Annotated in this window: 26 protein-coding genes; 15 read left to right on the top strand and 11 right to left on the bottom strand. The window is 71.8% G+C overall.

The genetic code is table 11. The features are described from left to right. Position 1 precedes the first annotated feature (1 nt). The 4 genes from Q5722_RS02410 to Q5722_RS02395 all read left to right on the top strand — a co-directional run bounded on the left by Q5722_RS02410 (position 2) and on the right by Q5722_RS02395 (position 4,583). Positions 2-910, top strand: a complete 909-nt coding sequence (locus Q5722_RS02410) for a ComEA family DNA-binding protein (RefSeq protein ID WP_305026616.1) — start codon at positions 2-4, stop codon at positions 908-910. Further along, entirely contained in the window at positions 907-3,231 is a 2,325-nt protein-coding gene (locus Q5722_RS02405; protein WP_305026615.1) for a ComEC/Rec2 family competence protein, read from the top strand. Before Q5722_RS02410 ends, Q5722_RS02405 begins: the two co-directional genes overlap by 4 nt. A gap of 10 nt (positions 3,232-3,241) precedes the next feature. Beyond that, positions 3,242-4,216, top strand: a complete 975-nt coding sequence (gene holA / locus Q5722_RS02400; RefSeq protein WP_305026614.1) for a DNA polymerase III subunit delta — start codon at positions 3,242-3,244, stop codon at positions 4,214-4,216. A gap of 130 nt (positions 4,217-4,346) precedes the next feature. After that, positions 4,347-4,583: a hypothetical protein gene (locus tag Q5722_RS02395; protein ID WP_305026613.1), complete on the top strand. Its 237-nt coding sequence runs from the start codon at positions 4,347-4,349 to the stop codon at positions 4,581-4,583. Positions 4,584-4,669: 86 nt separating this feature from the next. Here the strand turns inward: Q5722_RS02395 and rpsT are convergent, their stop codons facing one another. Both rpsT and Q5722_RS02385 read right to left on the bottom strand, forming a co-directional pair. Then, complete coding sequence (rpsT, locus tag Q5722_RS02390; protein ID WP_305026612.1) at positions 4,670-4,930, bottom strand: 30S ribosomal protein S20; 261 nt, start codon at positions 4,928-4,930, stop codon at positions 4,670-4,672. A gap of 144 nt (positions 4,931-5,074) precedes the next feature. Beyond that, positions 5,075-6,004 carry a protein kinase family protein gene (locus Q5722_RS02385; protein WP_305026611.1) on the bottom strand — a complete coding sequence of 310 codons (930 nt, stop codon included), beginning with the start codon at positions 6,002-6,004 and terminating at the stop codon, positions 5,075-5,077. 55 nt (positions 6,005-6,059) lie between these two features. Here Q5722_RS02385 and lepA point away from each other — a divergent pair, with 55 nt between their 5' ends. The 4 genes from lepA to Q5722_RS02365 all read left to right on the top strand — a co-directional run bounded on the left by lepA (position 6,060) and on the right by Q5722_RS02365 (position 10,066). Beyond that, entirely contained in the window at positions 6,060-7,955 is a 1,896-nt protein-coding gene (lepA, locus tag Q5722_RS02380; protein WP_305026610.1) for a translation elongation factor 4, read from the top strand. A 148-nt stretch (positions 7,956-8,103) separates the two neighbouring features. Continuing rightward, a complete protein-coding gene (locus tag Q5722_RS02375; protein WP_305026609.1) occupies positions 8,104-8,835 on the top strand; it encodes a DUF4328 domain-containing protein in 732 nt (243 codons plus the stop codon). Beyond that, complete coding sequence (locus Q5722_RS02370) at positions 8,832-9,251, top strand: DUF309 domain-containing protein (RefSeq protein WP_305026608.1); 420 nt, start codon at positions 8,832-8,834, stop codon at positions 9,249-9,251. Before Q5722_RS02375 ends, Q5722_RS02370 begins: the two co-directional genes overlap by 4 nt. Next, positions 9,248-10,066, top strand: a complete 819-nt coding sequence (locus Q5722_RS02365; protein WP_305026607.1) for an aminoglycoside phosphotransferase family protein — start codon at positions 9,248-9,250, stop codon at positions 10,064-10,066. The genes Q5722_RS02370 and Q5722_RS02365 overlap by 4 nt, the downstream gene beginning before the upstream one ends. Before the next feature lie 23 nt (positions 10,067-10,089). Here Q5722_RS02365 and Q5722_RS02360 read toward each other — a convergent pair whose 3' ends face one another. After that, the gene (locus Q5722_RS02360; RefSeq protein WP_305026606.1) at positions 10,090-11,400 is read right to left on the bottom strand and encodes a GDSL-type esterase/lipase family protein; all 1,311 of its coding nucleotides are present in this window, start codon (positions 11,398-11,400) and stop codon (positions 10,090-10,092) included. Positions 11,401-11,515: 115 nt separating this feature from the next. On the opposite strand from Q5722_RS02360, the gene Q5722_RS02355 reads away from it, so the two are divergent. Together Q5722_RS02355 and Q5722_RS02350 are read left to right on the top strand one after the other, a co-directional pair. Then, entirely contained in the window at positions 11,516-12,379 is an 864-nt protein-coding gene (locus tag Q5722_RS02355) for an SGNH/GDSL hydrolase family protein (RefSeq protein ID WP_305026605.1), read from the top strand. 31 nt (positions 12,380-12,410) lie between these two features. After that, complete coding sequence (locus Q5722_RS02350; RefSeq protein ID WP_305026604.1) at positions 12,411-13,178, top strand: hypothetical protein; 768 nt, start codon at positions 12,411-12,413, stop codon at positions 13,176-13,178. A gap of 1 nt (position 13,179) precedes the next feature. Here the strand turns inward: Q5722_RS02350 and Q5722_RS02345 are convergent, their stop codons facing one another. The 6 genes from Q5722_RS02345 to Q5722_RS02320 all read right to left on the bottom strand — a co-directional run bounded on the left by Q5722_RS02345 (position 13,180) and on the right by Q5722_RS02320 (position 17,819). Then, positions 13,180-13,668, bottom strand: a complete 489-nt coding sequence (locus Q5722_RS02345; RefSeq protein ID WP_305026603.1) for an SRPBCC family protein — start codon at positions 13,666-13,668, stop codon at positions 13,180-13,182. 150 nt (positions 13,669-13,818) lie between these two features. Then, positions 13,819-14,460, bottom strand: a complete 642-nt coding sequence (locus Q5722_RS02340) for a hypothetical protein (RefSeq protein ID WP_305026602.1) — start codon at positions 14,458-14,460, stop codon at positions 13,819-13,821. Positions 14,461-14,791: 331 nt separating this feature from the next. Next, positions 14,792-15,193 (bottom strand): hypothetical protein, encoded by a 402-nt coding sequence (locus Q5722_RS02335; RefSeq protein WP_305026601.1) that lies wholly within the window; start codon positions 15,191-15,193, stop codon positions 14,792-14,794. Positions 15,194-15,210: 17 nt separating this feature from the next. Further along, positions 15,211-16,473, bottom strand: coding sequence for an RNA polymerase sigma factor (locus tag Q5722_RS02330; protein WP_305026600.1), 1,263 nt, complete (start codon positions 16,471-16,473; stop codon positions 15,211-15,213). 10 nt (positions 16,474-16,483) lie between these two features. Beyond that, positions 16,484-16,849, bottom strand: a complete 366-nt coding sequence (locus Q5722_RS02325) for a YciI family protein (protein ID WP_305026599.1) — start codon at positions 16,847-16,849, stop codon at positions 16,484-16,486. Positions 16,850-16,949: 100 nt separating this feature from the next. Beyond that, positions 16,950-17,819: an AIM24 family protein gene (locus Q5722_RS02320; RefSeq protein WP_305026598.1), complete on the bottom strand. Its 870-nt coding sequence runs from the start codon at positions 17,817-17,819 to the stop codon at positions 16,950-16,952. 28 nt (positions 17,820-17,847) lie between these two features. Between Q5722_RS02320 and Q5722_RS02315 the strand changes: the two genes are divergently transcribed. Together Q5722_RS02315 and Q5722_RS02310 are read left to right on the top strand one after the other, a co-directional pair. Beyond that, positions 17,848-18,507: an MOSC domain-containing protein gene (locus Q5722_RS02315; RefSeq protein ID WP_305026597.1), complete on the top strand. Its 660-nt coding sequence runs from the start codon at positions 17,848-17,850 to the stop codon at positions 18,505-18,507. 27 nt (positions 18,508-18,534) lie between these two features. Beyond that, on the top strand, positions 18,535-20,346 hold the full coding sequence (locus tag Q5722_RS02310; RefSeq protein WP_305026596.1) for an AMP-dependent synthetase/ligase: 1,812 nt from the start codon (positions 18,535-18,537) through the stop codon (positions 20,344-20,346). A gap of 50 nt (positions 20,347-20,396) precedes the next feature. On the opposite strand, the gene Q5722_RS02305 is transcribed toward Q5722_RS02310, so the two are convergent. After that, the gene (locus Q5722_RS02305) at positions 20,397-21,242 is read right to left on the bottom strand and encodes a putative endonuclease domain-containing protein (RefSeq protein WP_305026595.1); all 846 of its coding nucleotides are present in this window, start codon (positions 21,240-21,242) and stop codon (positions 20,397-20,399) included. Between the two features lie 128 nt (positions 21,243-21,370). On the opposite strand from Q5722_RS02305, the gene hemW reads away from it, so the two are divergent. From hemW to Q5722_RS02290, 3 genes are read left to right on the top strand one after another with little or no spacing between them, the layout of a single operon-like run. Then, on the top strand, positions 21,371-22,591 hold the full coding sequence (gene hemW, locus Q5722_RS02300) for a radical SAM family heme chaperone HemW (protein WP_305026594.1): 1,221 nt from the start codon (positions 21,371-21,373) through the stop codon (positions 22,589-22,591). A gap of 27 nt (positions 22,592-22,618) precedes the next feature. Then, complete coding sequence (locus Q5722_RS02295; protein ID WP_305026593.1) at positions 22,619-22,999, top strand: hypothetical protein; 381 nt, start codon at positions 22,619-22,621, stop codon at positions 22,997-22,999. Further along, complete coding sequence (locus Q5722_RS02290) at positions 22,986-23,486, top strand: hypothetical protein (protein WP_305026592.1); 501 nt, start codon at positions 22,986-22,988, stop codon at positions 23,484-23,486. Before Q5722_RS02295 ends, Q5722_RS02290 begins: the two co-directional genes overlap by 14 nt. A 6-nt stretch (positions 23,487-23,492) precedes the next feature. Here the strand turns inward: Q5722_RS02290 and Q5722_RS02285 are convergent, their stop codons facing one another. Continuing rightward, the gene (locus Q5722_RS02285; RefSeq protein WP_305026591.1) at positions 23,493-24,341 is read right to left on the bottom strand and encodes a DUF3097 domain-containing protein; all 849 of its coding nucleotides are present in this window, start codon (positions 24,339-24,341) and stop codon (positions 23,493-23,495) included. Positions 24,342-24,492: the final 151 nt, after the last annotated feature.

Below are 24,492 nucleotides of genomic sequence, written 5' to 3'. Positions count from 1 at the left end.
CATGGGATCTCGGGAGTCGTACGACGAGGCACTGGCGCACCGCCTGGCGCTGTTGCGTGCCGAGCTGACCGGTGAGCGCGCCGCGGCGGAGAGTGCCCGGGCGCGGGCGGAGCGGGTCGAGCGCGCGGAGAACGCTCGCTCGGAGCCGGAGAGGTCGGAGCCGGAGAGGTCGGAGCCGGAGAGGTCGGACCCGGTGGCGGAGGAGCCCGCCGTGGCGACCTTCCGCCAGCCGGGGCGCCATGCGTCGCGGCGGTTCCCGTCCGTCGCGGCGCGTGTGCCGGCTGGCCTCCTGACGCCGGGCACGATCGCGGTCGTCGCCGTCCTCGTGGCGGTGGGCCTCGCGGTCGTGGCCTGGCTGACGCTGCGGAGCGAGCCCCGGGAGCTGCCGATGGCGGCCCCGGTGGCGGCAGGCCTCGCCACCCCCGTCGCCCTGCCCGGCAGCGGTGCGGCGTCTGCCACAGCCTCGGCGGGTGCCGCCGCGCAGGTGGTCGTGCACGTCGCCGGGAAGGTGCGGCACCCGGGCATCGTCGTGCTCGATGCAGGCGCACGCGTCGTCGACGCGGTCCGGGCAGCCGGCGGTGCACGCCCGGGCGTCGACCTGGCCGGCGTCAACCTGGCCCGCCTCCTGGTCGACGGGGAGCAGATCCTGGTGGGCACGGGTGCGCCGGCCACGGCCGCTGCCCCAGGAGCGGTGGCGGGCGCCGGCGAGGGCGCGCCGGGCATGGTCAACATCAACACCGCCACCGAGTCCGAGCTCGAGGAGCTGCCCGGGGTGGGCCCCGTGACGGCTGCGGCGATCGTGGCCTTCCGTCAGGAGCACGGCGCCTTCACGAGCGTCGACCAGCTGCTCGACGTGAGCGGCATCGGAGAGGCGACGCTGGCGCAGATCGCGCCGCACGCATCGGTGTGAGCCCGTTCCGGATGGACGGCGAGGGTCCGGACCTCCGCGGTCCGGCCCTGGGTTGCGCAGCCTGGTGCGGGGCCCTGCTGGTGCTCGCCGTGGAGCCCCGGACCGGTGTCGGGGTGGTCGCGGCGGCCGTTGCCCTGGTCGGCTCGGCGGGCCTCTGGCTGGCCCGTCGCCGCCGCACGTTGCGTACCGTCCTGCTGGTCGGGGCTCTCGTGGCCTCGGCGACCGCGGGTAGTGCGCTGCTGAGGACGGAGGAGGCATCGGCCGGGCCGGTCCCGGCGCTGGCCGCGCAACGTGCGCCCGTCGAGGCGCAGCTGGTGGTCACCTCGGACCCGGTTCCGCTCGTGCAGAGGTTCGGTGGTGGCGTGCGGTTCGGGGCGACGCTGCTGGTCGTCCGCTCAGGAGCCGCTGCGGCCCGGCTGCGTGCCGACGTGCTGGTCATGGCGGACGAGTCGTGGAGTGGTGTCCCTCTGGGATCGACGCTCGTCGTGCGCGGACGGCTGCGGAGCTCGCCCGACCCGCGACTGGCGGCGGTCCTCTCGCCGAGCGGCAGCCCGGGTCGTGTCACCCCGCCCGGCCTGCTCTGGCAGTGCGCCGCCGCGCTGCGGAGCGGCGTTCGGGAGGCGGTCGCGGGGCGCGGTGCGCCACAGCGTGACCTGGTGCCGGCTCTGGTGGACGGTGACGACGTCGGCCTCCCCGCCCAGGTGCAGGCGGACTTCCGCACCTCCGGGCTGACCCACCTGACGGCGGTCAGCGGCACGAACCTGACCCTGATCGTCGGGTTCCTCCTGCTGGTGGGGCGCGCTGTCGGCGTCCGGGGGCGCTGGCAGGTGGCGCTGGCCGTCGTCGGCATCGTCGGCTTCGTGCTGGTCGCCCGCACCGAGCCGAGCGTCGTGCGGGCCGCAGCGATGGGCACGGTGGGCCTGCTGGGCTTCGGGAGCGGCGGGCGCGACCGCGGGCCGCGCGCGCTCGGGCTCGCGGTGTTCGCCCTTCTCCTGGTCCAGCCCTGGCTGGCGGTCGAGGTCGGCTTCGCACTGTCGGTGCTCGCGACGGCGGGGATCCTGTTCGTCGCTCCCGGGTGGACGCGTGCGCTGGCCCGATGGATGCCGCGCTGGCTCGCCGCGGCACTGGCGGTGCCCGCCGCTGCACAGGTGGCCTGCACGCCCCTCGTGGCCGCGATCTCGGGCCAGGTGAGCCTGGTTGCGGTGGTCGCCAACCTGGTCGCTGAGCCGTTCGTCGCGCCGGCCACGATCGCCGGCCTGCTCGGCGGGGTGCTCGAGCTCGTGTGGCACCCGCTCGGGGCAGCCGCCGGCTGGATCGCCGCAGGATGTGCGGCCGCGATCATCGCCGTCGCCCGGTCGAGCGCAGGCCTGGCCACGCCCGCGCTCGGCTGGGGGACGGGCCCGCTGGCGCTCGTCCTGCTGACCGTCCTGTGCGCCGTCGGGGGCGTACTCGCCGGCCCGTTGCTCGCGCGTCGTGGCCCGACGCTGCTCCTGTCGGCCGGTCTGGTCGTGGTCCTGCTCGTGCCGCGACCGACGCCGGGATGGCCTCCCTCCGGCTGGGTCTTCGCGATGTGCGACGTGGGCCAGGGCGACGGCCTCGCGCTCAACGCCGGCCGGGGCACGGCCGTGGTCGTCGACGCCGGCCCGGACCCTGTGCTGATGGACCACTGTCTCGACCGGCTCGGGGTGCGCAGGGTGCCACTGGTCGTGCTGAGCCACTTCCACGCCGACCACGTCGACGGCCTCCCCGGGGTGTACGCCGGCCGGCAGGTCGGCGCGGTCGAGGTCACGGGGCTCGGCGAGCCGCCCGAACGCGTGGCGGCGGTGCAGCGGCTGGCCCGGGGCCGGGCACGGGTGGTGGCCTACGGCGAGACCCGACGGGTCGGGGCGGTGGCCCTGGAGGTGCTCGGCCCGGTGCCGGGGGTGGTGCAGCACGGCACGGCCGCAGACGAGGGGAGTGGGCCCAACAACGCCTCGGTGGTGCTCCTGGCCGAGGTGGCCGGGGTGCGGATCCTGCTGCCGGGCGACGTGGAGCCGGAGGCCCAGCGGGTGCTGGAGCGGACGCTGCCGGGCCTGCAGGTGGACGTGCTCAAGGTGCCGCACCACGGCAGCCGCTACCAGGAGACGGCCTGGCTGACCTCGCTGGGTGCGCGGCTCGCGATGGTCTCGGTCGGGGCGGACAACGACTACGGGCACCCCGCGCGCGACCTCCTGGCTGCGCTCGCCGCCGCGGGTATGGAGGTCCGGCGCACCGATCTCGACGGCGACGTCATCGTGGTCGCGCGGCCCGGCGGAGGGCTGGCTGTCAGCACGCGCCGCTAGGGTTTGCCCCATGTCCGGACCGCAGGTGCTGGGCCGGGTCACGCTGGTGACCGGCCCCGAGGAGTTCCTCAACGAGCGCACCGTGCAGACGGCCCGCCAGGCGGTGAAGGCGCACGACGCCGAGGCGGAGTTCTCCGAGGCCCGGGGTGGGGACCTGACGCTGGCGACGCTCGGTGAGCTCGCGGCGCCCTCGCTGTTCTCGGCGACCCGCTGCATCGTGGTGCGCCAGCTCGAGGATCTCCCGGAGGAGTCGGTCGCCGGGCTGCTGGACTACTGCGCGAGCCCGGTGGACGACATCGCGCTCGTGCTCGTCCACTCCGGCGGTCAGAAGGGCTCCGGCGTCCTGGCCAGGCTCCGCAAGGTCGCGGCGGTCACCGAGGTGAAGTCAGCGGCGCTCAAGCCGTCCGAGTTCGTCGGGTTCGCCGTCTCCGAGGCCCGCGCCTCGGGCGCCCGGATGGACTCCGAGGCAGCGGGCTTCCTGGTCACGGCGGTCGGGCAGGACCTGCGGTCGCTCTCGGCGGCCGCGCACCAGCTGGCCAACGACTTCCCGGGGGAGCCGCTCACGGTCGAGAAGGTGAAGCGCTACTTCGGTGGCCGGGCCGAGGCGAAGTCGTTCGCGGTCGCCGATGCCGCTCTCTACGGGCGCCGCGCCGCTGCCCTGGAGGAGCTGCGGTGGGCCCTCGACGGCGGTACCCCGCCGGTGCTCGTCACCTCCGCGTTCGCCGGTGGCGTGCGCGGCCTGGCGAAGTTCGTCGGGGCCCCGCGCGGCATGCGCGAGGCGGACCTGGCCCGGGAGGTCGGCGTACCTCCGTGGAAGCTGCGCACGATCCGCGAGCAGGCGCGTTCCTGGTCCCCGGACGGGCTCGCCGCGGCCATCCGGGCCGTGGCCCAGGCCGACGCCGACATCAAGGGCGCGGCACACGACGCGGCGTACACGCTGGAGCGCCTGGTGCTGACCGTCGCCGGTCTCCGCGACGCGCGCTGAGCCCGCTGACGGTCGCTGAAGACAGCGTGGGCGCCTGTCGCGGGGGTGCGGGACCAACGACTCTGGTCGCGATGGTCACCTGCAGGTTCGCTTGTCCGAGGTCGCGACAGCGAGTGCAGGAGGACCGGGGATGACGACGACGGACGAGATCAGGCTGGCCAACCAGGAGCTCCTCAGTGCAGCGGCACGGCTTGCCGGGGAGACCGTGGAGGTGCCCGCGGGCGTCGTGCTGCGGAGCTTCTCCCGAGCAGTCCGGATGGCGCGGCTCTCGGGTTGTCCGGCGAGCCAGCTCTGCGTCGAGGCCGAGCGGCTGACGCGCCAGCTCCTCGCGCTGCGGGCGGGGGTCCCGCAGCAGCGCGGCGCCTGACGCGGCAGGACCCAGCCCGGACCGGTGGCACCCGGAAATGCAGAACGCCGGCCCCGAGGGGCCGGCGTCCGTCATCGCGGAGGGGCTCAGAGCTGAGCGGCCTGCTTGGCGATGGAGGACTTGCGGTTGGCAGCCTGGTTCTTGTGGATGACGCCCTTGGAGGCAGCCTTGTCGAGCTTCTTCAGCGCGACCTTCGAGGCCTCGAGAGCGGCGTCCTTGTCGCCGGCGGCGGCGAGCTCGCGGAACTTGCGGATCGCGGACTTGAGACCGGTCTTGACGGCCTTGTTGCGCTCGCGAGCGATCTCGTTCTGCTTGTTGCGCTTGATCTGCGACTTGATGTTCGCCATGAATCTGTCCTTCGAAAGACTGGAGAAAACGGGTGTTAGGTACGGCGCTCGATCCCTGGCCACTCGTGGGGTGAGAGGGGAGAGGCCCGACGTGAACACGCGACCGCAAAGATTACCAGCGCGCGACCGGGCTGCAAAAACGGGTCAGAGCCATCCGCGGCGGGCGGCGAGCCAGTCCCAGAACGCCTCACCCGCCACACGCTGGTGGCCGCGCAGGTGAGGAGCGGCGGGCGGGACGGGGTCGTCAGCGGACTTGAGGAAGTAGCCGGCCAGCAGCGCCAGCCAGGAGTCGACCGCGTCCGCGGGCACGTCGCGCGTCAGGGTGCGGGTCGCGAGGCGCTCGTCCACCGCGGCAGCGCCCTGCGCACGGGCCAGGGCCAGCAGCGTGACGGTGTCGAGCCAGGCCGCGCCCTCGGCGGGCCAGGTCCAGTCGATGACCTCGGCACGCAGCCCGGCACCGTCGTCGAGGATCAGCAGGTTGTCCGCGCGGACGTCACCGTGGACCAGGGTCTCGCCGGCACAGTGCTCCGCGAAGCGCGCGGCCAGGGCCGCCGCGTCGTCGCGGTGTGGTCGTGGCAGCACGGCCGACCAGTACGACGGCCAGGCGGCGAACTCGTCCGCCACCGCTCCCGCGGCCACCGGCGACGGGGTCAGCAGCTCCGCGGCCGCCTCGAGGGCATCGAGACAGGCATCGAGCTCCGGGGCGAGCCAGGGGAGCGCCGGCGCCCGCCCTGCGGCGTACGCCGTGGAGAGGGCGACCCAGTCGCTGTCGATCGACCACAGCAGTCGCGGCGCGGGCACGGTGGGGTGCAGCGCGCGCAGCACCGCGATCTCGGCGCGGTAGGACATCGCCGACCCGCGCTGGGCCTTGGCGGACGCGGCCTTCACGAAGTGGCGCGACCCGTCTGCGCACGTGAGGAGCGCTGCGAAGCCGGGTGTGAAGCCCAGCTCGCACGGTTCCTCGCCGACCACGGCGGAGCCGCAGTGTCCCTCGATCGCCGAGCGCATCTCCGGCGGCAGGAACGGCCAGCCGATGCGGCGCGCCTGCGGCAGGCGGAGCGGAGGGACGGTCATGGGGGCACATCGTGCCGCACGCCCCAAGCGAGATGGCAAGAGGCGCCCTCCACGCATGGGAGAATGGCCTGTTGTGAGCAGCACTGTTAAGTCGGCACCCCAGCCCGGCAAGACCGATCCGTCGATCATCCGCAACTTCTGCATCATCGCGCACATCGACCACGGCAAGTCGACCCTCGCCGACCGCATGCTCCAGCTGACCGGTGTCGTCGGCGAGCGTGAGGCCAAGGCGCAGTACCTCGACCGCATGGACATCGAGCGCGAGCGCGGCATCACCATCAAGTCGCAGGCCGTCCGCATGCCGTGGACCGTCGCCGAGGGCAACGAGGCGGGCGCAGAGCCCGGCACGTACATCCTCAACATGATCGACACGCCGGGCCACGTCGACTTCACCTACGAGGTGTCGCGGTCCCTGCAGGCGTGCGAGGCCGCGATCCTGCTCGTCGACGCGGCGCAGGGCATCGAGGCGCAGACGCTGGCGAACCTCTACCTCGCGATGGGCGCCGACCTCACGATCATCCCGGTGCTCAACAAGATCGACCTGCCGTCGGCCAACGTCGAGAAGTACGCCGCGGAGCTGGCCAACCTCGTCGGCTGCGAGCCCGAGGACGTGCTGCTCACCTCGGCCAAGACCGGCCTCGGCGTCGAGAACCTGCTCAACGAGATCGTGAAGCAGGTCCCGGCGCCGGTGGGCGACGCGGACGCGCCCGCCCGCGCCCTGATCTTCGACTCGGTCTACGACACCTACCGCGGCGTCGTGACCTACGTCCGGGTCTTCGACGGCACGCTGACGCACCGCGACAAGATCAAGATGATGTCGACCAACGCCCTCCACGAGATGCTGGAGATCGGCGTGATCAGCCCGGAGCCGATGAAGTGCGGCTCGCTCGGCGTCGGCGAGACCGGCTACCTGATCACGGGTGTGAAGGACGTGCGCCAGTCGCGCGTCGGTGACACGGTCACGGTCAACAGTCGCCCGGCCCTGGAGGCGCTCGGTGGCTACGAGCACCCGACGCCGATGGTCTTCGCGGGCCTCTACCCGATCGACGGCGACGACTACCCGACGCTGCGTGAGGCGCTGGAGAAGCTGCAGCTCAACGACGCCGCGCTCACGTTCGAGCCGGAGACCTCGGGCGCGCTGGGCTTCGGCTTCCGCTGTGGCTTCCTCGGCCTGCTGCACATGGAGATCACCCGTGAGCGCCTCGAGCGCGAGTTCAACCTCGACCTCATCTCGACCGCGCCGAACGTCGTCTACCAGGTCGTCCTCGACGACGGTCGCGAGATCGAGGTGACCAACCCGAGCGAGTACCCCGACGGCAAGATCGCCGAGGTCCGCGAGCCGATCGTCAAGGCGACCGTCCTGGCGCCGTCCGACTACATCGGCACGATCATGGAGCTGTGCCAGACCAAGCGCGGCACGCTCCTGGGCATGGACTACCTCTCCGAGGACCGCGTCGAGATGCGCTACACCCTGCCGATGGGCGAGATCGCGTTCGACTTCTTCGACCAGCTCAAGTCGAAGACCAAGGGCTACGCCTCGCTCAACTACGAGCTCTCCGGCGAGCAGGCCGCGGACCTGGTCAAGGTCGACATCCTGCTCCAGGGCGAGCCGGTCGACGCGTTCTCCGCGATCGTGCACAAGGACGCGGCGTACTCCTACGGCCTGATGATGGCGGGCAAGCTGAAGGACCTGATCCCGCGCCAGCAGTTCGAGGTGCCGATCCAGGCCGCCATCGGCGCCCGCGTGATCGCCCGCGAGACCATCCGCGCCATCCGCAAGGACGTCCTTGCGAAGTGCTACGGCGGTGACATCAGCCGCAAGCGCAAGCTGCTCGAGAAGCAGAAGGAAGGCAAGAAGCGGATGAAGATGGTCGGCCGCGTCGAGGTGCCCCAGGAGGCCTTCGTCGCTGCGCTGTCCACGACGCAGCCGGCGGAGAAGAAGACCAAGTAGGGCAGGTCCGTGTGACGGACCTCGCCGTGCCGGTGGAGCACCGGGAAGGTCGTCGCGACCGCCACCACCGCCACCGCGGTCGCCGGCGACCACGGTTGATGCTCGGTTTCGAGGCCGGCGGCGGCGTTGCTGGCACAGAATCACGCCCATGAGTGACGAGATGCCTTCGCCGTACGCCGCCGCGCTGCCACCGGCCGGGTGGTACGACGACCCCGAGGCGCCGGGCAACCCCCGCTGGTGGGACGGCGCGGAGTGGCATGCCTCGCAGGTGCCGGCGGGGTCGCTCGGCCGCGGGTTCGCCTTCGTCTGGCGGACGCTCGCCGGCATCATCGTGGCGGCCATGCTCGTGGCGCTGGCCCAGGTCGTGATCAGCGTGATCGGTCTGGGCATGGTCCGGGACGAGCCGGACATGGCGGTCCGTGCCGGTGCCGTGGCACTGATGGCCTCGTTCGTCAGCGTGCTGCTGATGGTCGTCGGCGCGGTGTTCTGGTGCATCTGGCAGTACCGGATCGCGGCTGCCACGCCTCGTGCGTCGCTGCGCCGCTCGGCCGGATGGCACGCCGGGTCCTGGTTCATCCCGATCGCCTCCCTCTGGTTCCCGCTGCAGAACATGCGGGACCTGTGGGACGCCCACGTCGGCCCCCGGGGGCGTGCCCTGCTCGGCTGGTGGTGGGCCGCGTGGATCCTGCAGAACGTCGTCGAGAACGTCTGGCCCGACCTCATCGACGAGAACGGCTATGTCGACTCGCCCGGCTGGCTCAACTGCGTGGGACTCGTCGCGTCGCTGTGCTGGCTGAGCGTGGACCTGCTCGCACTGGCGATCGTTCGCCGGCTCTCCCGGGCGGCTCTCGCCCGGCAGGCTGCGAGGATCCAGACGTGACCCCACGCGACCGCGATGACACCGGACGACCCAGGCAGGCGCGGCCGCGCGACGCGCTCGGCCGCCCGCTGCCGTACGACGCCGAGGGGGTCGAGCCGGTCTCGGAGGAGCCGCTTCCTCCCGTCGAGACGATCGCCCGCGCGCGCGAGCTGCTCGACGGGGGTCGCCCGTTCAGTGCCCACGAGGTGCTCGAGGCGCGCTGGAAGGACTGCCCGGCCGACGAGCGTCCGTTGTGGCAGGGCCTCGCCCAGCTCTGCGTCGGCCTCACGCACGCGGCGCGGGGCAGGCCGGTCGGCGCGCAACGCCTCGTCGAGCGCGGTGCGCAGCACCTCGCGGCGTACGACGGGGAGCGCTATGGCCTCGACCTCGACGCGCTCGTCGCCTGCGCGCGCGGGCATGTCGGGGCCACGGAGTGACGGGGGATCGCCTGGAGGCGCTGGTCGCAGGGCTGCTGGATGACTGGGGTCTCGCCGTCGACGGTCCGACGATCCACGGCCGGGCCGGTGTCGTCGTGCCGGTGCTCGCCGAGGGACGCAGGCCCTGCGTCCTCAAGGTCGTCGCGCAGGGAGGAGTCGCTGAGGAGGCCCTCGCCCTGAAGCTCTGGCACGGCGCCGGCGCGGTGCGGCTCGTGAGTGCCGACCCGCACCGCTCGGCCCTGCTGCTCGAGCGCCTCGAGCCGACCGACCTGGGCACCACATGGGACCTCGACGCCTGTGGGGTGGTCGCCGACCTCTATCGCCGCCTGCACGTGCCGGCGCCGGTCCAGCTGACCCGGCTGTCGACGAGGACGGCCGGATGGTCGACCGCCCTCGCCGCGGCGACGGGGCTCCCCGTGCCACCGCGCCTGGTCCAGGAGGCGGCGTCGCTGGCTCGCGACCTCGCGACGGACGAGGCCACCGACGGCGTCGTCGTCCACACCGACCTGCACTACGGCAACGTCCTGCGTACGCCGGAGGACGGCTGGTGTGCGATCGCCCCGAAGCCGCTGTCGGGCGACCCGCACAGCGAGCTGGCGCCGATGCTGTGGCACCGGCTCGACGACTATGCGGGACGCGTCCGCGACGGCGTGCGCGACCGGTTCTTCGCCCTCGTCGACGGTGCGGAGCTCGACGAGGACCGGGCCCGCGCGTGGACGGTCGTCCGGCTGATGGTGGCCGTGCTGGAGCAGCCGGGCGCCGACCGCTCCTGGACCACCGCGATGCTCAGCGTGGCCAAGGCCGTCCGCGACTGAGCACACCTCACCCGGCTGGGGGCTCAGCTGCACACGGGTCGCTTCAGCTGGGACAGTGGCACGGCCGCGGCCATCGCCTTGTAGCCGGCCGCGCTGAAGTGCAGGTGGTCGCCGCCGTCGTACGCCGGGAGGATGCGCGAGGGCTGTGCGGGGTCGCGCACTGCCTTGTCGAAGTCGATGACGCCGTCGGAGAGCTTCTGGCTGCGGATCCAGGTGTTGACGGCGAGGCGGGTCGGCTCGCCGAGTGGCCCGTACGCCGGCGGCTGGAGCGTGCCGGCCATCGGCGTCAGGGTGCCGAGCAGGATCCGCATGCCGCGTTCGTGGGCAGCCGTGATCACCTTCGTGTAGCCGGCGACCAGGGCGTCGCGGCTGGCGTATGTCTGTCCGATGTCGTTGATGCCCTCGAGCAGGATCACGGTGGTCGCGCCGGAGCGGTCGAGGGCGTCGCGGCCGAAGCGGGAGAGGCCGGACGGCCCGAAGATCGGCACCACGGCGTTCGTGAGCAACATGTTGCCCGAGATGGCCGCGTTGGCGACCGAGAAGGGCAGGCCGGCGGCCGCGATCCGGTTGGCGAGCTGGTCGGGATAGCTGACGAAGCGGTCGATGTTGTCCGCCGACAGTACGAACGGCAGCACCTCGGCCTCGGTGCCGTCGGTGATCGAGTCGCCCATCGTGACGACCGCACCGGTCGAGCGGGGCGCCAGGACGTCGACGCCGGTGAGGTAGGGGATCGACTGCGGCAGCGTGGGTGCGGTCTTCAGCAACGGCAGCGGCACGAAGCCGCTGCCGGTGAGGTTGCTGGTGTGGTCGCCGCTCAGCGGGGCCGTCTGCCACGTCGTCTGCTCGGCGATGCCGTGCTGCGTCGCGGGGCCGGGGAAGCCGACCACGTGGACGCTGACCAGGAGCTTCTGGAAGCGCGCGAACGACATCCGGACCGGGTCGCTCACGACGTCGGCGCCCCTGGGCACGGTGACGCGCGCAGTGCCACCGAAGGTCACCGCGTGGAGCGTGCCGGGGGTGATCGCCGCCCCGGCCCGCTGGACCCCCACCGTCACGTGGCCGAAGGTCACCGGCCCCGTGCCGAAGCGGTTGGAGAACCGGTACCGCGCGACCCCGCCCTTCGCCAGCGGACGGACCTGGATCCGGAACGTCTGCTCGAGCGGAGGCTGCGAGAGCACGGCGTCGCCGGGAGCGGCGTACCAGGCGGAGAGCCAGGTGCTCGAGCTGCACGACGGCAGGGCGGCGCCGGTCGCGGGCGTGACCGTGCTGGGGCCGAGGGTGGCGAGGGCACTGCCGACGAGGGCCAGGGCGAAGGCGAGGACGGTGCGGCGCATGGTGGACCAACGAGCGAGCGCGGTGGTGGTCACCGTCACAAATCGCCGACTCGCTCGTTGTGTCCCCGAGGTCATCGAGAGTCATCGAGAGTCATCGAGCTGAGGGAGTCCCCGCGTGTTCCGTCGCGTCATCACCGTCGTCGCCGGCCTGGCATCCGCTGCGGCGGTCGCCGTCGTTCCCACCGGTGGGCTGTCCGCGGACGCGGCCACGGTCTGGTACGTCGCCCTCGGCGACTCCTACAGCGCGGCCTCCGGCGTGTTCCCGCCGGACCTGACCGCTCCGCTGGAGTGCGCCCGCTCCACCAGGAACTACCCGCACGTGATCGCGGCCCGGACCGGCTACGCCTTCACCGATGTCACCTGCGGCGCGGCGCAGACCAAGGACTTCGCCGGCAAGCAGTACCTCAACACCCCGCCGCAGCTCGACGCCGTGGGCACCGACACGAACCTGATCACGATGACCATCGGCGGCAACGACAGCGGCGTGTTCATCAACGTGATCACGAAGTGCGGCGCGGCCGGCCTCTCCACGCTCGGCAAGGGCAACCCGTGCCAGACCCGGTACGGCTCGTCGTTCGTCGAGACGATCCGCAACGTCACGTACCCGTCGCTGGTCAACGCGCTCGCCGCGGTGCACGCCAAGGCGCCCCACGCCCGTGTCGCGATCATGGGCTACCCGTGGATCATGCCGGCCACCGGCGGCTGCTACACCAAGATGCCGGTCGCCACGGGCGACGTCCCGTACATCCGCAACATCCAGTGGAACCTCAACGACGCGATCCGCCGCGCCGCCGCCGCGACCGGCACGACGTACGTGAACCTCAACGTGGTCTCCGATGGACACGACGCCTGCAAGCCGTACGGCGTCCGGTGGGTGGAGCCCGCCCTCTTCGGCACCAACCCGGTGATCGTCCACCCCAACGCGCTCGGCGAGTCCAAGATGGCCGCCCAGATGATGGCAGTGCTCGGGATCGGCTGACGCCGTCCTCGCTCCTGGCGATGATGGACGTGTGGATGACCCCGCGTACGCCGCCGAGCTCATCCGGATCCTGACCAACCCGCACCCGACCGGCATCCGCCCGGACGACCCCTACGGGCAGGCCGACGACGGCATCGATCGCTACAGCGGATTCGGGCGCGACGTCGTCGTCACGGGCGGTCGCGTCGTCGGAGGCGAGTACGGCAGCGAGCTCGAGATCGACTTCGTCATCCGGCCCGACGGCGAGCCGGAGATCGCGGACCGTGGCCGCGTCTCCCTGGATGCCGGGTGGCGCGAGCTCTCCGGGTACGCCGACCCGTCGGCGTACGCACCGCGGGTGGCTAGGGAGGTCGAGCGCGCTGCACGGGAGACGTGGAGGCGTCACAGCGGCAGGTCGGAGGACGGGCAGGCCGACCGTCGGGCCGTACCGGCTCGCGCTGAGGAGCAGCGGGCGCTGCTGCTGGAGCTGCTCGGCCGCGAGGGTCTCGTCACGGAGGCAGCGTCGCCGGATCGCTTCGAGGTGTCCTGTGCCCCGCTCGAGGACGAGCCGGGCCTGAGGTTCACCGTCGTCGTCACGCCCGCGGAGTGGGCGGGATTCCTCGAGAGCGTCGGTCCGGAGAACGCGGCGTTCGGGGAGCTGATGGGATCGGCCCGGAACGGCGAGACCTTCCTCGTCTTCTGGAAGGGAGAGTTCGAGCAGTCGGTGCGCGAGGAGCTGCCGCCCGTGCGGGCGCGCCCCGAACGCTTCGTGTTCCCGGAAGGGGCTGGCGGCTGGTACGCCTACAGGCCACGCGACTGACTCAGGCCGTACGCCGGGCGACCTCGTCGAGGTTGGCCTCCATGCCCTCGCGCCATTGCTGGAGCCTTCCCTCGATGATCCGCGACTCCTTGTCGGGGTGCTGCGCGATGAAGATGCTCAGGCCCGACGGGTCCGGGCCCATCCGCCCCCACTGACGGACGATGCAGCCTCCGTCGCTGGTCGGGTCGACCTCGAAGCCCCACGTCGCCATGACACCGCCCCGGCCGCGGACCGCCCACGTCCAGCGGCGTCCCGGTTCGACCTCCGCTACGACGGAGTCGGTTCTCCAGCCGCCGAGGCCGCCGTTCTCGTTGTCGCCGCGGAAGACGTTGCCGACAGCGACCTCATCGCCCTCGATCCACCGCACCTTGCGCAGCTCGGGCGAGTGCGCGAGGGGGAGCTCGATGTCGGTGACCACCGCCCACGCGGCCTCGGGGGAGCAGGGGAGGCGGCGGGAGACCTCGGCGGAGGGCTGGTCGCGGTAGCGCATGGCCACACTGTGCCCGTGGAGCTCCGGCTCGTCCACCGACTCCGGCTCGATGCGGCGGGAGACACACGCGCAGCCGGCCATGAAGGCCGTCGGTGCTGATGCGGAGTGGTGGCGGGACCGCCGTCCTGGGAGTGGCCGTGGACCGGGTGGTCAGACTCCTGCCGCGGTGAGGGCTCGGGCCGTGTCGAGCAGGAGCTGGATCTGCTGGTCCTTGTCGACGGGAGGAGCGCCGCGCATGCGGCCGGTGCTGTCGGGTCGCATCGTCGTGATCGCGAGTGTCGCGTGCGGGCCCACCAGGTAGGTCTCCCGGATGTTGGAGTACTCCACCGTCAGGAGGTCAGTGCCACCCGGGAGGTCGGTCAGGTCACACGGTCGGCGTGAGAAGTCCGGGTCGATCCAGGGGGCCTGACAGAGGTCCGCGCCGGCTGGCACCTCGAGCTCCAGGAGCACAGCGAACAGCGCTCCGGTCGAGGACCCGGCGAGCTGGTAGCGGGTCAGGTACTGCTGTGCTGCCACGCCGGTGGACGGGAACCCGGCGGAGGTCCAGCCCGGGCCTGCGCCGGCCCGGATGCGCGTCTGGGTCGCCTGGACCGGAGTGCGGTCGGCCGTCAGCAGCTTCGCCGCGCCGAGAGCCGACTCGACCGCGCTCTCCAGTCTCTCTTCCAGGTGTGCCTGTGGTGTGGGCAGCACGACCGGAGCAGTCGGCAGTGCCGTGTGCGGATCCGGGGTCGGTCCTGTGCACGCACCGGTGGTTGCACATGCGAGGGCGATCGCTGCGACGTGTCGTTTCATGCTTCTCCTCCCGAGCCGCCGGCGTTGCCAGCGGCTCGCCTCCCGTGGTGGCGGACGTGCTGGCGTGCGCGCGGGGAGGGGTGGCGCACGCCAGCACTCTTCCCGCCCACACGGGCGTCTTGACGGCCGGACTGCGCGCGAGCGCGCCCTCCGACCCACCTCCTTGGAGTCGTCCCGACCCTCCCTTGGCCAGCGACGATCTCCACCTCGTGTGGATCATGCCATTCAATCTTCAACTATTCGGCGACACGGCGAACTTCCCGATGTTCGTCGTCACTGGTCCAGACCGAGCCACGAGCGGGGCCGGCTGGCACCGCGTCTTGCCGAGCCCTCAGTACCGACGGAGCAGATCTGCAGCGACCCCCGCGTCGTACCCGGCACAGAACGCCGGGTACCAGTCCGGGAGGCGGGACCCGTGACCCGGGTCGTGGACCGCATCGAAGCCGGCGTGGGCCAGCCATCCGGCCGCGGTCACGAGCTCGGGACGCGTGGTCCGCCGGGCTGCTGCGACGACGGCCGCCATCGCGAGCACGCCGCCCGCCTCGCGGACCACCGCTCCTCCCGAGCCCGTCGCCGAGCGGCGTGCGACGGGGTAGACCAGGGCGACGGGCACGAGTGCCAGCGTGAGCAGACGCGTCGACGAGCCGGGTGCGATCCGGCGTACCGCCACGGCGGAGGCCTTGCCCAGCGCGCCTCCGACCACGAGGCCGGTGACGTCACGTACGACAGACATGGGCGCAGCCTCGCAGGTCAGAGGTGGTCACGGCGACGGGCCAGCCAGGCGACCTCGGCCGGGTTGCCGGCGCACGCGATCGCACGGTCGTAGGCCTCGCGCGCCTCGTCGGCGCGGCCCAGCCGTTGCAGCAGGTCGGCGCGAGTGGCGTGGAAGGCGTGGTAGCCGTCGAGGACGTCGGCCAGCGGCGTGACCAGGTCGAGGCCCACGGATGCCCCTGCCAGCTCCGCCACCGCGACGGCGCGGTTGAGCTCGACCACGGGGGACGGCGCCACGAGCCGCAGCTGGTCGTAGAGCGCGACGACCTGCGACCAGTCCGTCATCGACACGTCGACCGCGTCGCAGTGCACGGCCTGGATGGCCGCCTGCAGCTGGTACGGGCCCGGACGCCCGATCGCGAGGCACCGACGTACCAGCGCATGCCCCTCGTCGATCAGCCGGGCGTCCCACAACGTCCGGTCCTGGGCGTCCAGCGTGACCAGCTCGCCGTCGACGACGCGTGCCGCCGCCCGCGCCTGCGTCAGCAGCATCAGCGCGAGGAGGCCGAGCGGCTCGGGGGAGTCCGGCAGCAGCCGGGTCACCAGCCGTGCCAGCCGGATCGCCTCGTCGCAGAGCTCCGACCGCACCGCCACCGGTGCAGGCGCCGAGGCTCCCGCCGTACGCGAGACCATGCCGGAGGAGAGGTAGCCCTCGTTGAAGACGAGGTAGAGCGCCGCCAGCACGCCGGACACCCGCGCCGGGAGGTCCGCTGCCCCCGGCACGCGGTAGGGGATGTGCGCCTGCCGGATCTTCGCCTTGGCGCGCGTGATCCGCTGCTCCATCGTGCGCTCGGGCACGAGGAAGGCGTGTGCGATCTCGGCGACCGTCAGCCCGCCGAGCATGCGCAGGGTGAGGGCGACCCGGTTCTCCGGAGCCAGCGCCGGGTGGCAGCAGGTGAAGAGCAGCCGCAGCCGGTCGTCCTCGATCGGACCCGCATCGGGTGCGGGGTCCGGGGTCAGCTGTGATGCCATGAGGGAGGCCTCCGCTTCCTTCGCGTCGCGCCTGCCCTCCCGCCGGATCCGGTCGAGCGCCTTGTTGCCCGCGACGGTGGTCAGCCACGCGCCCGGGTTGGGAGGTACGCCGTCGACCGGCCACCGCTCGACCGCCACCAGCAGCGCCTCGGCCGTCGCGTCCTCCGCGAGGTCGAGGTCGCCGAGGCGGCGGGCGAGCGTGGCGACGACGCGACCGTGCTCCTCCCGGAAGACGCCACGGAGTACGTCGCTCAGGTCGGCGGGGGACACGACGCGCCGGTCAGAGCGACTCGGTGTCGCCCTGGAACGGCCGGACCTCGACCTTGCCCTCGCAGGCGGCCGAGCCCTTCTGGGCCCAGGCGAGCGCCTCGTCGAGGTCGGCCGCCTTGATCACCCAGAAGCCGCCGAGGAACTCCTTCGACTCCGAGAAGGGGCCGTCGACCACCAGTGCCTGGCCCTTCGTGTTGTCGACCGTGGTCGCCGACTCGATCGGCTCGAGGCCGCCTGCGAAGACCCACGCACCCGACTCCTGCAGCTCGGAGTTGAACCGGTCGACCGCCTCGAACACGGGCTGCAGCTCCTCCATCGTCTTCGACTCGAAGTCGGCGGTCCCGTCGTGGTGCACGGAGAGCATGTAGAGCGTCATCGCAATCAGATCCTTGTCCTCGAGGGGCGGGTCCGTCCCGCCCGGTCATCCACTCCACGAGCGGCGTATGCCGGATCCGACAGGCCCGGCGAGAAATCTTTCAGCCGTGGCTGTGCGGCGGGACGGTCGGCCCCTCCGACGGCTGGACGATGACGAAGCCGCGCCCGCTGAACGCCACCTGGAACGCCTCGCCCGACCCCCGGCCGATGAGCGCGCCGGCGGTCGCCGTCGAGCGGAGCGCGGTCTGCAGGTCGATGGACCACGCGACCAGGGCGTTGGCGTCCGCGAAGGTCGGCGCCTCAGCGGCGTCGAGGACGACGGGGTCGCCATCGGTGGTGATCGCCACCCAGCCGGTGCCGCGCAGCGTGGTGTTGAAGAGACCGCCGGCGACCATGGAACCGCCCTTGACCCGCTCGACGTTCCACTGGAGCTGGGCGGAGAAGGCGAGCACGTTGTCGCCGTTGATGGAGATCCCGCTGTCGTCGAGCTGGAGGATGTGGATCTTCTTGGCCTCGTCGGCGAGGAAGACGTCGCCGTGGCCCTCGACGCGCATGAGCGAGAGGCCCTCGCCGGTCAGCGCCTTCTTCAGGAAGCGGGCGGCGCCACCGCCCTGGTAGGCGAAGGTCACCCCACCCTGGTAGGCGACCATCGAGCCCTGGCGGGCCATGAACGGCTCGGCGACCCGGACCCGGAGCAGCTTCGCGTTCTGCAGCGAGGGGCCGGGGGTGACGGACGACGTCTCGCTGAAGCGGCCGTCGACGAGGTCGCCGGTGATGCCGCCACGGCCGTGGCCGCCGCCCGTCGGGGCGTGCTCCTCGCGTGGCTCCGCGGGCGTCGGCATCTCGGCCGAGGGCAGCGGGTCCGTCGCCTGGACGCCGTCGTTGGCGACGTGCTCGGTCCAGGAGTGGCCGCTCCAGTAACGGAGCTCGTGCTTGCCGGTCGGGTCGGGGAGCCACTGCGCAGCGGTCATGTGGCAGTTCTACCGGCATGATCAACCTGTGACCATCCCCTTCCGACCCAGCGCCTCCGTCCTCTCGGTCAACGTCGGTCAGCCGCGCGCCACGAGCGGTACCCGCGAGGCCCGCACGGCGATCGGCAAGACGCCCGTCGCGGGCCCGACCCTGGCGACCAGGCTCGGCCTCGTCGGCGACGCCGTGGGCAGTCCCGACGTCCACGGCGGTGTGGACATGGCCGTCTACGCGTATGCACGCGAGGACCTCCACGCGTGGCAGCGCGAGCTCGGTCTCCAGCTGCCCGACGGCTGGTTCGGGGAGAACCTGACCACCCTCGGCATCGACGTCAACGCCGCACTGGTGGGGGAGCGGTGGCGCATCGGCGGCGCGCTCCTCGAGATCGCCAAGGTGCGCATCCCGTGCAACACCTTCCAGCTCCGGATCGCCGAGGCAGGCGGCCCCGACCGCGGCTGGGTGAAGCGGTTCACGCAGGCGGCGATCCCCGGGCCGTACCTCCGGGTGCTCGAGGAGGGGGAGATCGCCGCCGGTGACGCGATCGAGGTCGTGCACCGCCCGGACCACGGCATCACCGTCAGCCACATGTTCCGCGCGCTCACCACCGACCCCGCCCTGCTTCCCGACCTCGCCGTGATCGAGGGGTTGGCCACGTCGGTGCGGTCCAAGGTCGACGTCTACACGGCGTAGGCGGTTACCCGGGAGTACGCTGCGCGCATGCCGATCAACCGCGATGCGTCCTTCCTGGACACCATGCCGGCCAACGTGGCCATCCAGTTCCTCGACCGGGTGAAGCAGTCCGGTCCCCGCGAGGCGTTCCGCTTCCCTGCCGGCGACGGCTGGGAGTCGGTGACCTGGGCCGAGGCGGGTGACCGCGTGCGCAAGCTCGCCGCGGGCCTGATCTCCCTGGGCATCGAGCCCGAGCAGCGGGTCGGCATCCTGTCCGGCACCCGCTACGAGTGGATCCTCGCCGACCTGGCGATCATGTGCGCCGGTGCCGCGACCACCACCGTCTACCCGTCCACGGGCGGCGAGGACACGGCGTACATCCTCGCCGACTCCGGCAGCCGCCTCCTGTTCGCCGAGGACGAGGGACAGATCGCCAAGGTCAACGAGCACCGCGGGGACATGCCCGAGCTGGGCACCATCGTCACCCTGACCGGCACCGCGTCGGAGGGCGTCCTCACCCTCGCCGACCTGGAGCGTCTCGGTGAGGAGTACCTCGCCAAGCACCCGACCGTCATCGACGACCACGCGGCCGCCATCCCGGCCGACCAGCTCGCGACCCTCATCTACACCTCGGGCACCACCGGCAAGCCGAAGGGCGTCCGCCTGCGCCACAAGTCGTGGGTCTTCGAGGGCGAGGCGATCAAGTCGCAGGGCATCCTCGGCGAGGACGACCTCCAGTTCCTCTGGCTGCCGATGGCCCACTCGTTCGGCAAGGTGCTTCTCTCGACGCAGCTCGCCTGTGGCTTCGCCACCGCCATCGACGGTCGCGTCGACAAGATCGTCGACAACCTCGCCGTCATCCAGCCGACCTTCATGGGCGCCGCGCCGCGCATCTTCGAGAAGGCCTACGGCCGGATCATCACGATGGTCGAGTCCGAGGGCAAGAAGGGCATCTTCGACAAGGCCTTCGCCACTGGCCTCGAGGTCAAGAAGCTCCAGGCCGCAGGCAAGCCGATCCCGCTGCCGCTCAAGCTCAAGTTCGCGCTCTTCGACAAGCTGGTCTTCAGCAAGGTCCGCGCGCGCTTCGGCGGCCGGATCAAGTTCTTCATCTCCGGCTCGGCTGCTCTCAACCGCGAGATCGCCGAGTGGTTCAACGCCGCGGGCCTGGTGATCCTCGAGGGCTACGGCCTGACCGAGACCTCGGCCGGTGCCTTCGTCAACCACCCCGAGCAGAACAAGATCGGCACCGTCGGCATCCCGTTCCCGGGCTCCGAGGTCCGCATCGCGGCTGACGGCGAGGTCCTGATCAAGGGCCCCAACGTCATGGAGGGCTACCACAACCTCCCCGACGCGACCGCCGAGACGCTGGTCGACGGCTGGCTGCACACCGGTGACATCGGCGAGCTCGACGCCGACGGCCACCTGCGGATCACCGACCGCAAGAAGGACCTGTTCAAGACCTCCGGCGGCAAGTACGTCGCCCCGTCGTCGATCGAGTCCCAGTTCAAGGCGATCTGCCCGTTCGTCGCGAACATGCTGGTCCACGGCAACGAGCGCAACTTCGTCTCGGCGCTGATCACGCTCGACCCCGACCTGATCGCCGACTGGGCCAAGGAGCACGGCCTGGCCGGCAAGTCCTACGCCGAGATCGTCACCTCCGACGCCTGCCAGAAGATGGTCCAGGGCTACGTCGACGAGCTCAACGGCCGCCTGAACCGCTGGGAGACGATCAAGAAGTTCGTCATCCTCGACCGGGACTTCTCGATCGAGGGCGGCGAGCTGACCCCGTCGCTCAAGGTCAAGCGCAAGGTCGTCGAGACCAACAACAAGGAGCTCATCGACTCCCTCTACCAGGGCTGATCCTGCGGCCCGCCTGGGTCGTCCGTGTGAGCCCTAGCAATGGCTAGGGCTCACACGGACAACCTGTCAACTCCGAGGCGTCGGAGGTCCTGTACCAGGATCTCCGGCGCCTCGCGCAGTTCCAAGGTGGTGCAACGGAGCTGGATGACACCCGGGCGGGCGAGGGCCCGAGAGCGCTCCATGTCGTCCTGCCAGTGCTCGATGTCCATGTGAAAGCCGCCGTCGATCTCGAGCATCACGATCGTGCCGTCGGGCAGATGCCACTCTGCGTCGATGTAGCGCCAGTGCCCGGACGCGTCGCGGCGCTTGGTCTGCCGGTCGGGCGGTGGCAGGTGGAAGCATCGGCAGATGCGCAGGAAGTCGCGCTCGGCGAGCGACTGGCTGCCGCCCTCGAAGTCGTCCAGCGCGCGCCGGAACTGGTGCGTCCGCCGCAGCGGCTGCATCAGGTCGATCCACTCGCGCAACGACGCGGGTGTGGCGAGCCAGGGCGCGTGGGCGCCGCTGAAGTCGCGTCGGGTCTCGACGTACTTCACACCGTCGAGCGGCTCGACGGTCTTCGACTTTGGAATGACCACCGTGATCTCGGGCCGGCTCCAGCTCTTGATGCCGTGAACCTCCAGTGCCGTGATGCCGCCCAGCACGGCGTGTGGCCCGCCATGAAGCACGCCTGCCCACATCAGCTGTTGACGGGACACGACGCCCGTGAAGGTTGCGACGACGATCGGCGTGATCAGTTGCCAGCGCTCGCTGCGCAACCGGTGACGGACATGTCGTTCGTCGTATCCGAGCCTGCTCAACTGTGATCGCGTCAGCAGTCCGTCTTGCGACGCCGCCGCAGCACGCCACTCTCCGGGCTGCGTTTCCCGGTCCGGCCGCGGCCTCCTGACAGAACTCATGGTGTGAGGGTCTGACGTGAGGACCCGGGGTCGCATTCAGCCCTCCACAGGCTGCGGTCGTCCGGGTGAGCCCTAGCAATGGACAGGGCTCGCGCGGACGACCCGCCGGGGGCTGGGAGGATGGAGCCGTGAGTCCCTCGACCCTGCCTGACGGCGAGCCTGCGCCCGCTGACGGCGCCCTCCCGCCGACGGCGCTCGCCGGCCAGGAGCAGAGGCCCTTCGCCTTCTACGTCCACGTGCCGTTCTGCCGGGTGCGGTGCGGCTACTGCGACTTCAACACCTACACGGCTCAGGAGCTGGGCGGTGGCGCCTCACAGTCGTCGTACGCCGACACGGCGGTGCGGGAGGTCGCCCTGGCGCGCCGCGTGCTCGGTGATGTCGACCGACGGGTCGAGACCGTCTTCCTCGGCGGAGGTACGCCGACGCTGCTGCCGGCGCGGGACCTGGGCCGGATGCTCCGGGCGATCGGCGACGAGTTCGGCCTCGCGGCCGACGTCGAGGTGACGACCGAGGCCAACCCCGACAGCGTCGACCTCGCCTACTTGACCGAGCTGCGTGAGGCGGGCTACACGCGGCTCAGCTTCGGCATGCAGTCCGCCGTGCCGTCGGTGCTCCAGGTGCTGGACCGGACCCACGACCCGGAGCGGGTGCCACGGGCGGTGGAGTGGGCTCGGGAGGCTGGCTTCGACCAGGTCAGCCTCGACCTGATCTACGGCACGCCGGGGGAGTCGGTCGCCGACTGGGAGACCTCCGTGCGCGCGGCGCTCTCCTGCGGTCCCGACCACGTGAGTGCCTACGCCCTGATCGTCGAGGACGGCACTGCGCTCGCGCGCCAGGTGCGCCGCGGTGAGCTGCCGATGCCGGACGACGACGACCTCGCCGACAAGTACCTGCTGGCCGACGGGCTGCTCGCCGGTGACGGCCTCGACTGGTACGAGGTCTCCAACTGGGCTCGCCAGGGTTCGGCGTGCCGGCACAACCTCCTCTACTGGAAGGGCGCCGACTGGTGGGGTGTCGGCCCCGGCGCCCACAGCCACGTCGGCGGCGTCCGCTGGTGGAACGTCAAGCACCCGAGCGCCTACGCGCAGCGGCTCGGCGCGGGGGAGAGCCCGGCGCACGGGCGTGAGGTGCTCGCGCCGGAGGACCAGCGGGTCGAGCGGGTCCTGCTCGAGCTGCGCCTCGCCGAGGGCCTCCCGCGCGACGTGCTGGACGCCGAGGGCGCAGCGGCGGTGCCGGCCCTCGTGGCGGACGGACTGCTCGAGGAGGCCTCGCTCGACGGCACGCACCTGGTGCTGACGACACGCGGTCGCCTGCTCGCCGACGCCGTCGTGCGCGACCTCCTGCCCTGAGCGCCGTCGGCGGCCTACGCTTCCCCCATGACTGCTGTCCTCGCCGTGCTCGCGCTCGTGGTGGCCCTCCTGCTGGCCGGCGCCTGCGCGCTGCTGCTGTGGCAGCTCAACGGCCTCAAGGCACGGGCCGAGGCGCTCACCGACCAGGTCGAGGCGCTCGAGCCCGCGCCGCCGCTCCCGGCTGATCTCGAGGCCGCCCTCGGCGCCGGCACCCGGCGGCTCCTCGTCGTGGAGATCCTCAACCCTCTCGACGTGGCGCTCTCGCGCAACAAGGTCGCCGGCGTCGTCGCCGCGATGGCGCCCGAGCGGTTGCGCAGGATCGTCCTCGAGCAGGCGGCACGCGAGCTGGTGACCGAGATGGCGGCCGAGGGCCTCGAGGCCGAGGTGCGTGTCCATGCTGCTCGCTAGCGCGGTCGTGCTGGTCGTCGTCTGCGGCGCGCTGGTGACCCTCGCCTGCTTCTGGTTCCGCGACGCCGACCGCGCCCTGCTCGGCGGCGAGCGCGCCGTACGCCGTCAGCGCGCCTGGGCGGTCGAGCGGGCGACCTTCCTCGCCTCCCGTGAGCGGATCGCCGACGGCGTCCAGGTGGGCGCCGAGACCGTGGTCTTCGGCAGCGCCCTGACCCGTGCCGGCCACCGCGCGCTCGCATCGATCCCGTTCGCGCTCCTCAAGGCGATCCCGGCCACCCGCGAGCGCGGGATGCGCGCCCAGATGGTCCACGACGAGTCCGCAGAGCGTCTCTACCGCGGCATCGAGTCCGTCTCGTCGCGGATCGCCGAGGGGGTGCGCCAGCGCCTCACCGGCGAGGTCGCACCGCCACGGGAGCTGCCGGGGCCGGAGGAGACCCAGGTGCTGCAGGTCGAGTTCGAGGTGCACGACGAGGTCGACCCCGACTGAGTCCGGTCAGGGCTGGGTGACGAAGTCGATCAGCTCCTCGACCCGGCCCAGCAGGGCGGGGTCGAGGTCCTGGAAGCCGCGGACGCCGCCCAGGATGTGCTTCCAGGCGCGGGCGATGTCGGCCTGGTCGCGATGCGGCCAGCCCCAGGCCTGGCACACGCCCTTCTTCCACTCGAGGTGGCGCGGGACCTCCGGCCAGGCCTTCTTGCCCAGCCGTTCCGGCTTCACCGCGGCCCAGATGTCGATGAACGGGTGGCCGACGATCAGCACGTCGCGGCCGTGCGGCCCCTTCATGACCGCCTGGGCGATGCGGCTCTCCTTGGAGCCGGGCACGAGGTGGTCGACCAGGACGCCGACCCGGCGGTTGGGGCCGGGCTGGAAGTCGCGGAGGTGGTCGGAGAGGTCGTCGATGCCGTCGAGGTACTCCACGACGACGCCCTCGATCCGCAGGTCGTCGCCCCAGACCTTCTCGACGAGCTCGGCGTCGTGGCGGCCCTCGACGAAGATCCGGCTGGCCCGCGCCACGCGCGCCTTGGTGCCGTGCACGGCGATGGAGCCGGACGCCGTACGCGTGGGGAGCTCGGGGCCCTTCTGCGTGATCGGCGGAGCGAGGATGACCGGGCGGCCCTCGAGCAGGAAGCCCGGCCCCAGCGGGAAGGTACGCCGCTTGTTGCGGCGGTCCTCCAGCGTCACGGTCCGCAGGTCGCGGTCGACGGCGACGATCTCGCCGCACCAGTCCGTCATGACCTCCTCGATGACCAGCCCGAGGTCGGCCGAGATCTCGACGGCACGACCGTTCTTCGGCTTGCGCCAGTCGTCGTTGAGGACATCCGTGCCGTATCGATCGAAGCTCACCGCACAAGTCTGCCGAGCGCCGGCGCCTGGCGCGGGCACCGACACACGGGGTGTCGCGCTCGTCACCGGCGAACTCTGGTGCGTCCCGGGTAGTCTTGGCACTCAACCGTTCGGAGTGCCAGATCCGGTCAGACGTCGGCGAGGAGGACGC

Origin of the sequence: Nocardioides jiangxiensis (assembly GCF_030580915.1) — a bacterium.
Lineage (GTDB): Bacteria > Actinomycetota > Actinomycetes > Propionibacteriales > Nocardioidaceae > Nocardioides > Nocardioides jiangxiensis.
Note: the sequence above shows the minus strand (reverse complement) of the source record. Positions and strands in the feature narration are given on the sequence as shown.

Coding starts and splice junctions, on each gene's coding strand:
- Q5722_RS02410 (WP_305026616.1), top strand. CDS start 2: ATGGGATCTCGGGAGTCGTACGACGAGGCACTGGCGCACCGCCTGGCG.
- holA (WP_305026614.1), top strand. CDS start 3,242: ATGTCCGGACCGCAGGTGCTGGGCCGGGTCACGCTGGTGACCGGCCCC.
- Q5722_RS02395 (WP_305026613.1), top strand. CDS start 4,347: ATGACGACGACGGACGAGATCAGGCTGGCCAACCAGGAGCTCCTCAGT.
- rpsT (WP_305026612.1), bottom strand. CDS start 4,930: ATGGCGAACATCAAGTCGCAGATCAAGCGCAACAAGCAGAACGAGATC.
- Q5722_RS02385 (WP_305026611.1), bottom strand. CDS start 6,004: ATGACCGTCCCTCCGCTCCGCCTGCCGCAGGCGCGCCGCATCGGCTGG.
- lepA (WP_305026610.1), top strand. CDS start 6,060: ATGGGAGAATGGCCTGTTGTGAGCAGCACTGTTAAGTCGGCACCCCAG.
- Q5722_RS02375 (WP_305026609.1), top strand. CDS start 8,104: ATGAGTGACGAGATGCCTTCGCCGTACGCCGCCGCGCTGCCACCGGCC.
- Q5722_RS02360 (WP_305026606.1), bottom strand. CDS start 11,400: ATGCGCCGCACCGTCCTCGCCTTCGCCCTGGCCCTCGTCGGCAGTGCC.
- Q5722_RS02345 (WP_305026603.1), bottom strand. CDS start 13,668: ATGCGCTACCGCGACCAGCCCTCCGCCGAGGTCTCCCGCCGCCTCCCC.
- Q5722_RS02340 (WP_305026602.1), bottom strand. CDS start 14,460: ATGAAACGACACGTCGCAGCGATCGCCCTCGCATGTGCAACCACCGGT.
- Q5722_RS02335 (WP_305026601.1), bottom strand. CDS start 15,193: ATGTCTGTCGTACGTGACGTCACCGGCCTCGTGGTCGGAGGCGCGCTG.
- Q5722_RS02325 (WP_305026599.1), bottom strand. CDS start 16,849: ATGACGCTCTACATGCTCTCCGTGCACCACGACGGGACCGCCGACTTC.
- Q5722_RS02320 (WP_305026598.1), bottom strand. CDS start 17,819: ATGACCGCTGCGCAGTGGCTCCCCGACCCGACCGGCAAGCACGAGCTC.
- Q5722_RS02310 (WP_305026596.1), top strand. CDS start 18,535: ATGCCGATCAACCGCGATGCGTCCTTCCTGGACACCATGCCGGCCAAC.
- Q5722_RS02305 (WP_305026595.1), bottom strand. CDS start 21,242: ATGAGTTCTGTCAGGAGGCCGCGGCCGGACCGGGAAACGCAGCCCGGA.
- Q5722_RS02295 (WP_305026593.1), top strand. CDS start 22,619: ATGACTGCTGTCCTCGCCGTGCTCGCGCTCGTGGTGGCCCTCCTGCTG.
- Q5722_RS02290 (WP_305026592.1), top strand. CDS start 22,986: ATGCTGCTCGCTAGCGCGGTCGTGCTGGTCGTCGTCTGCGGCGCGCTG.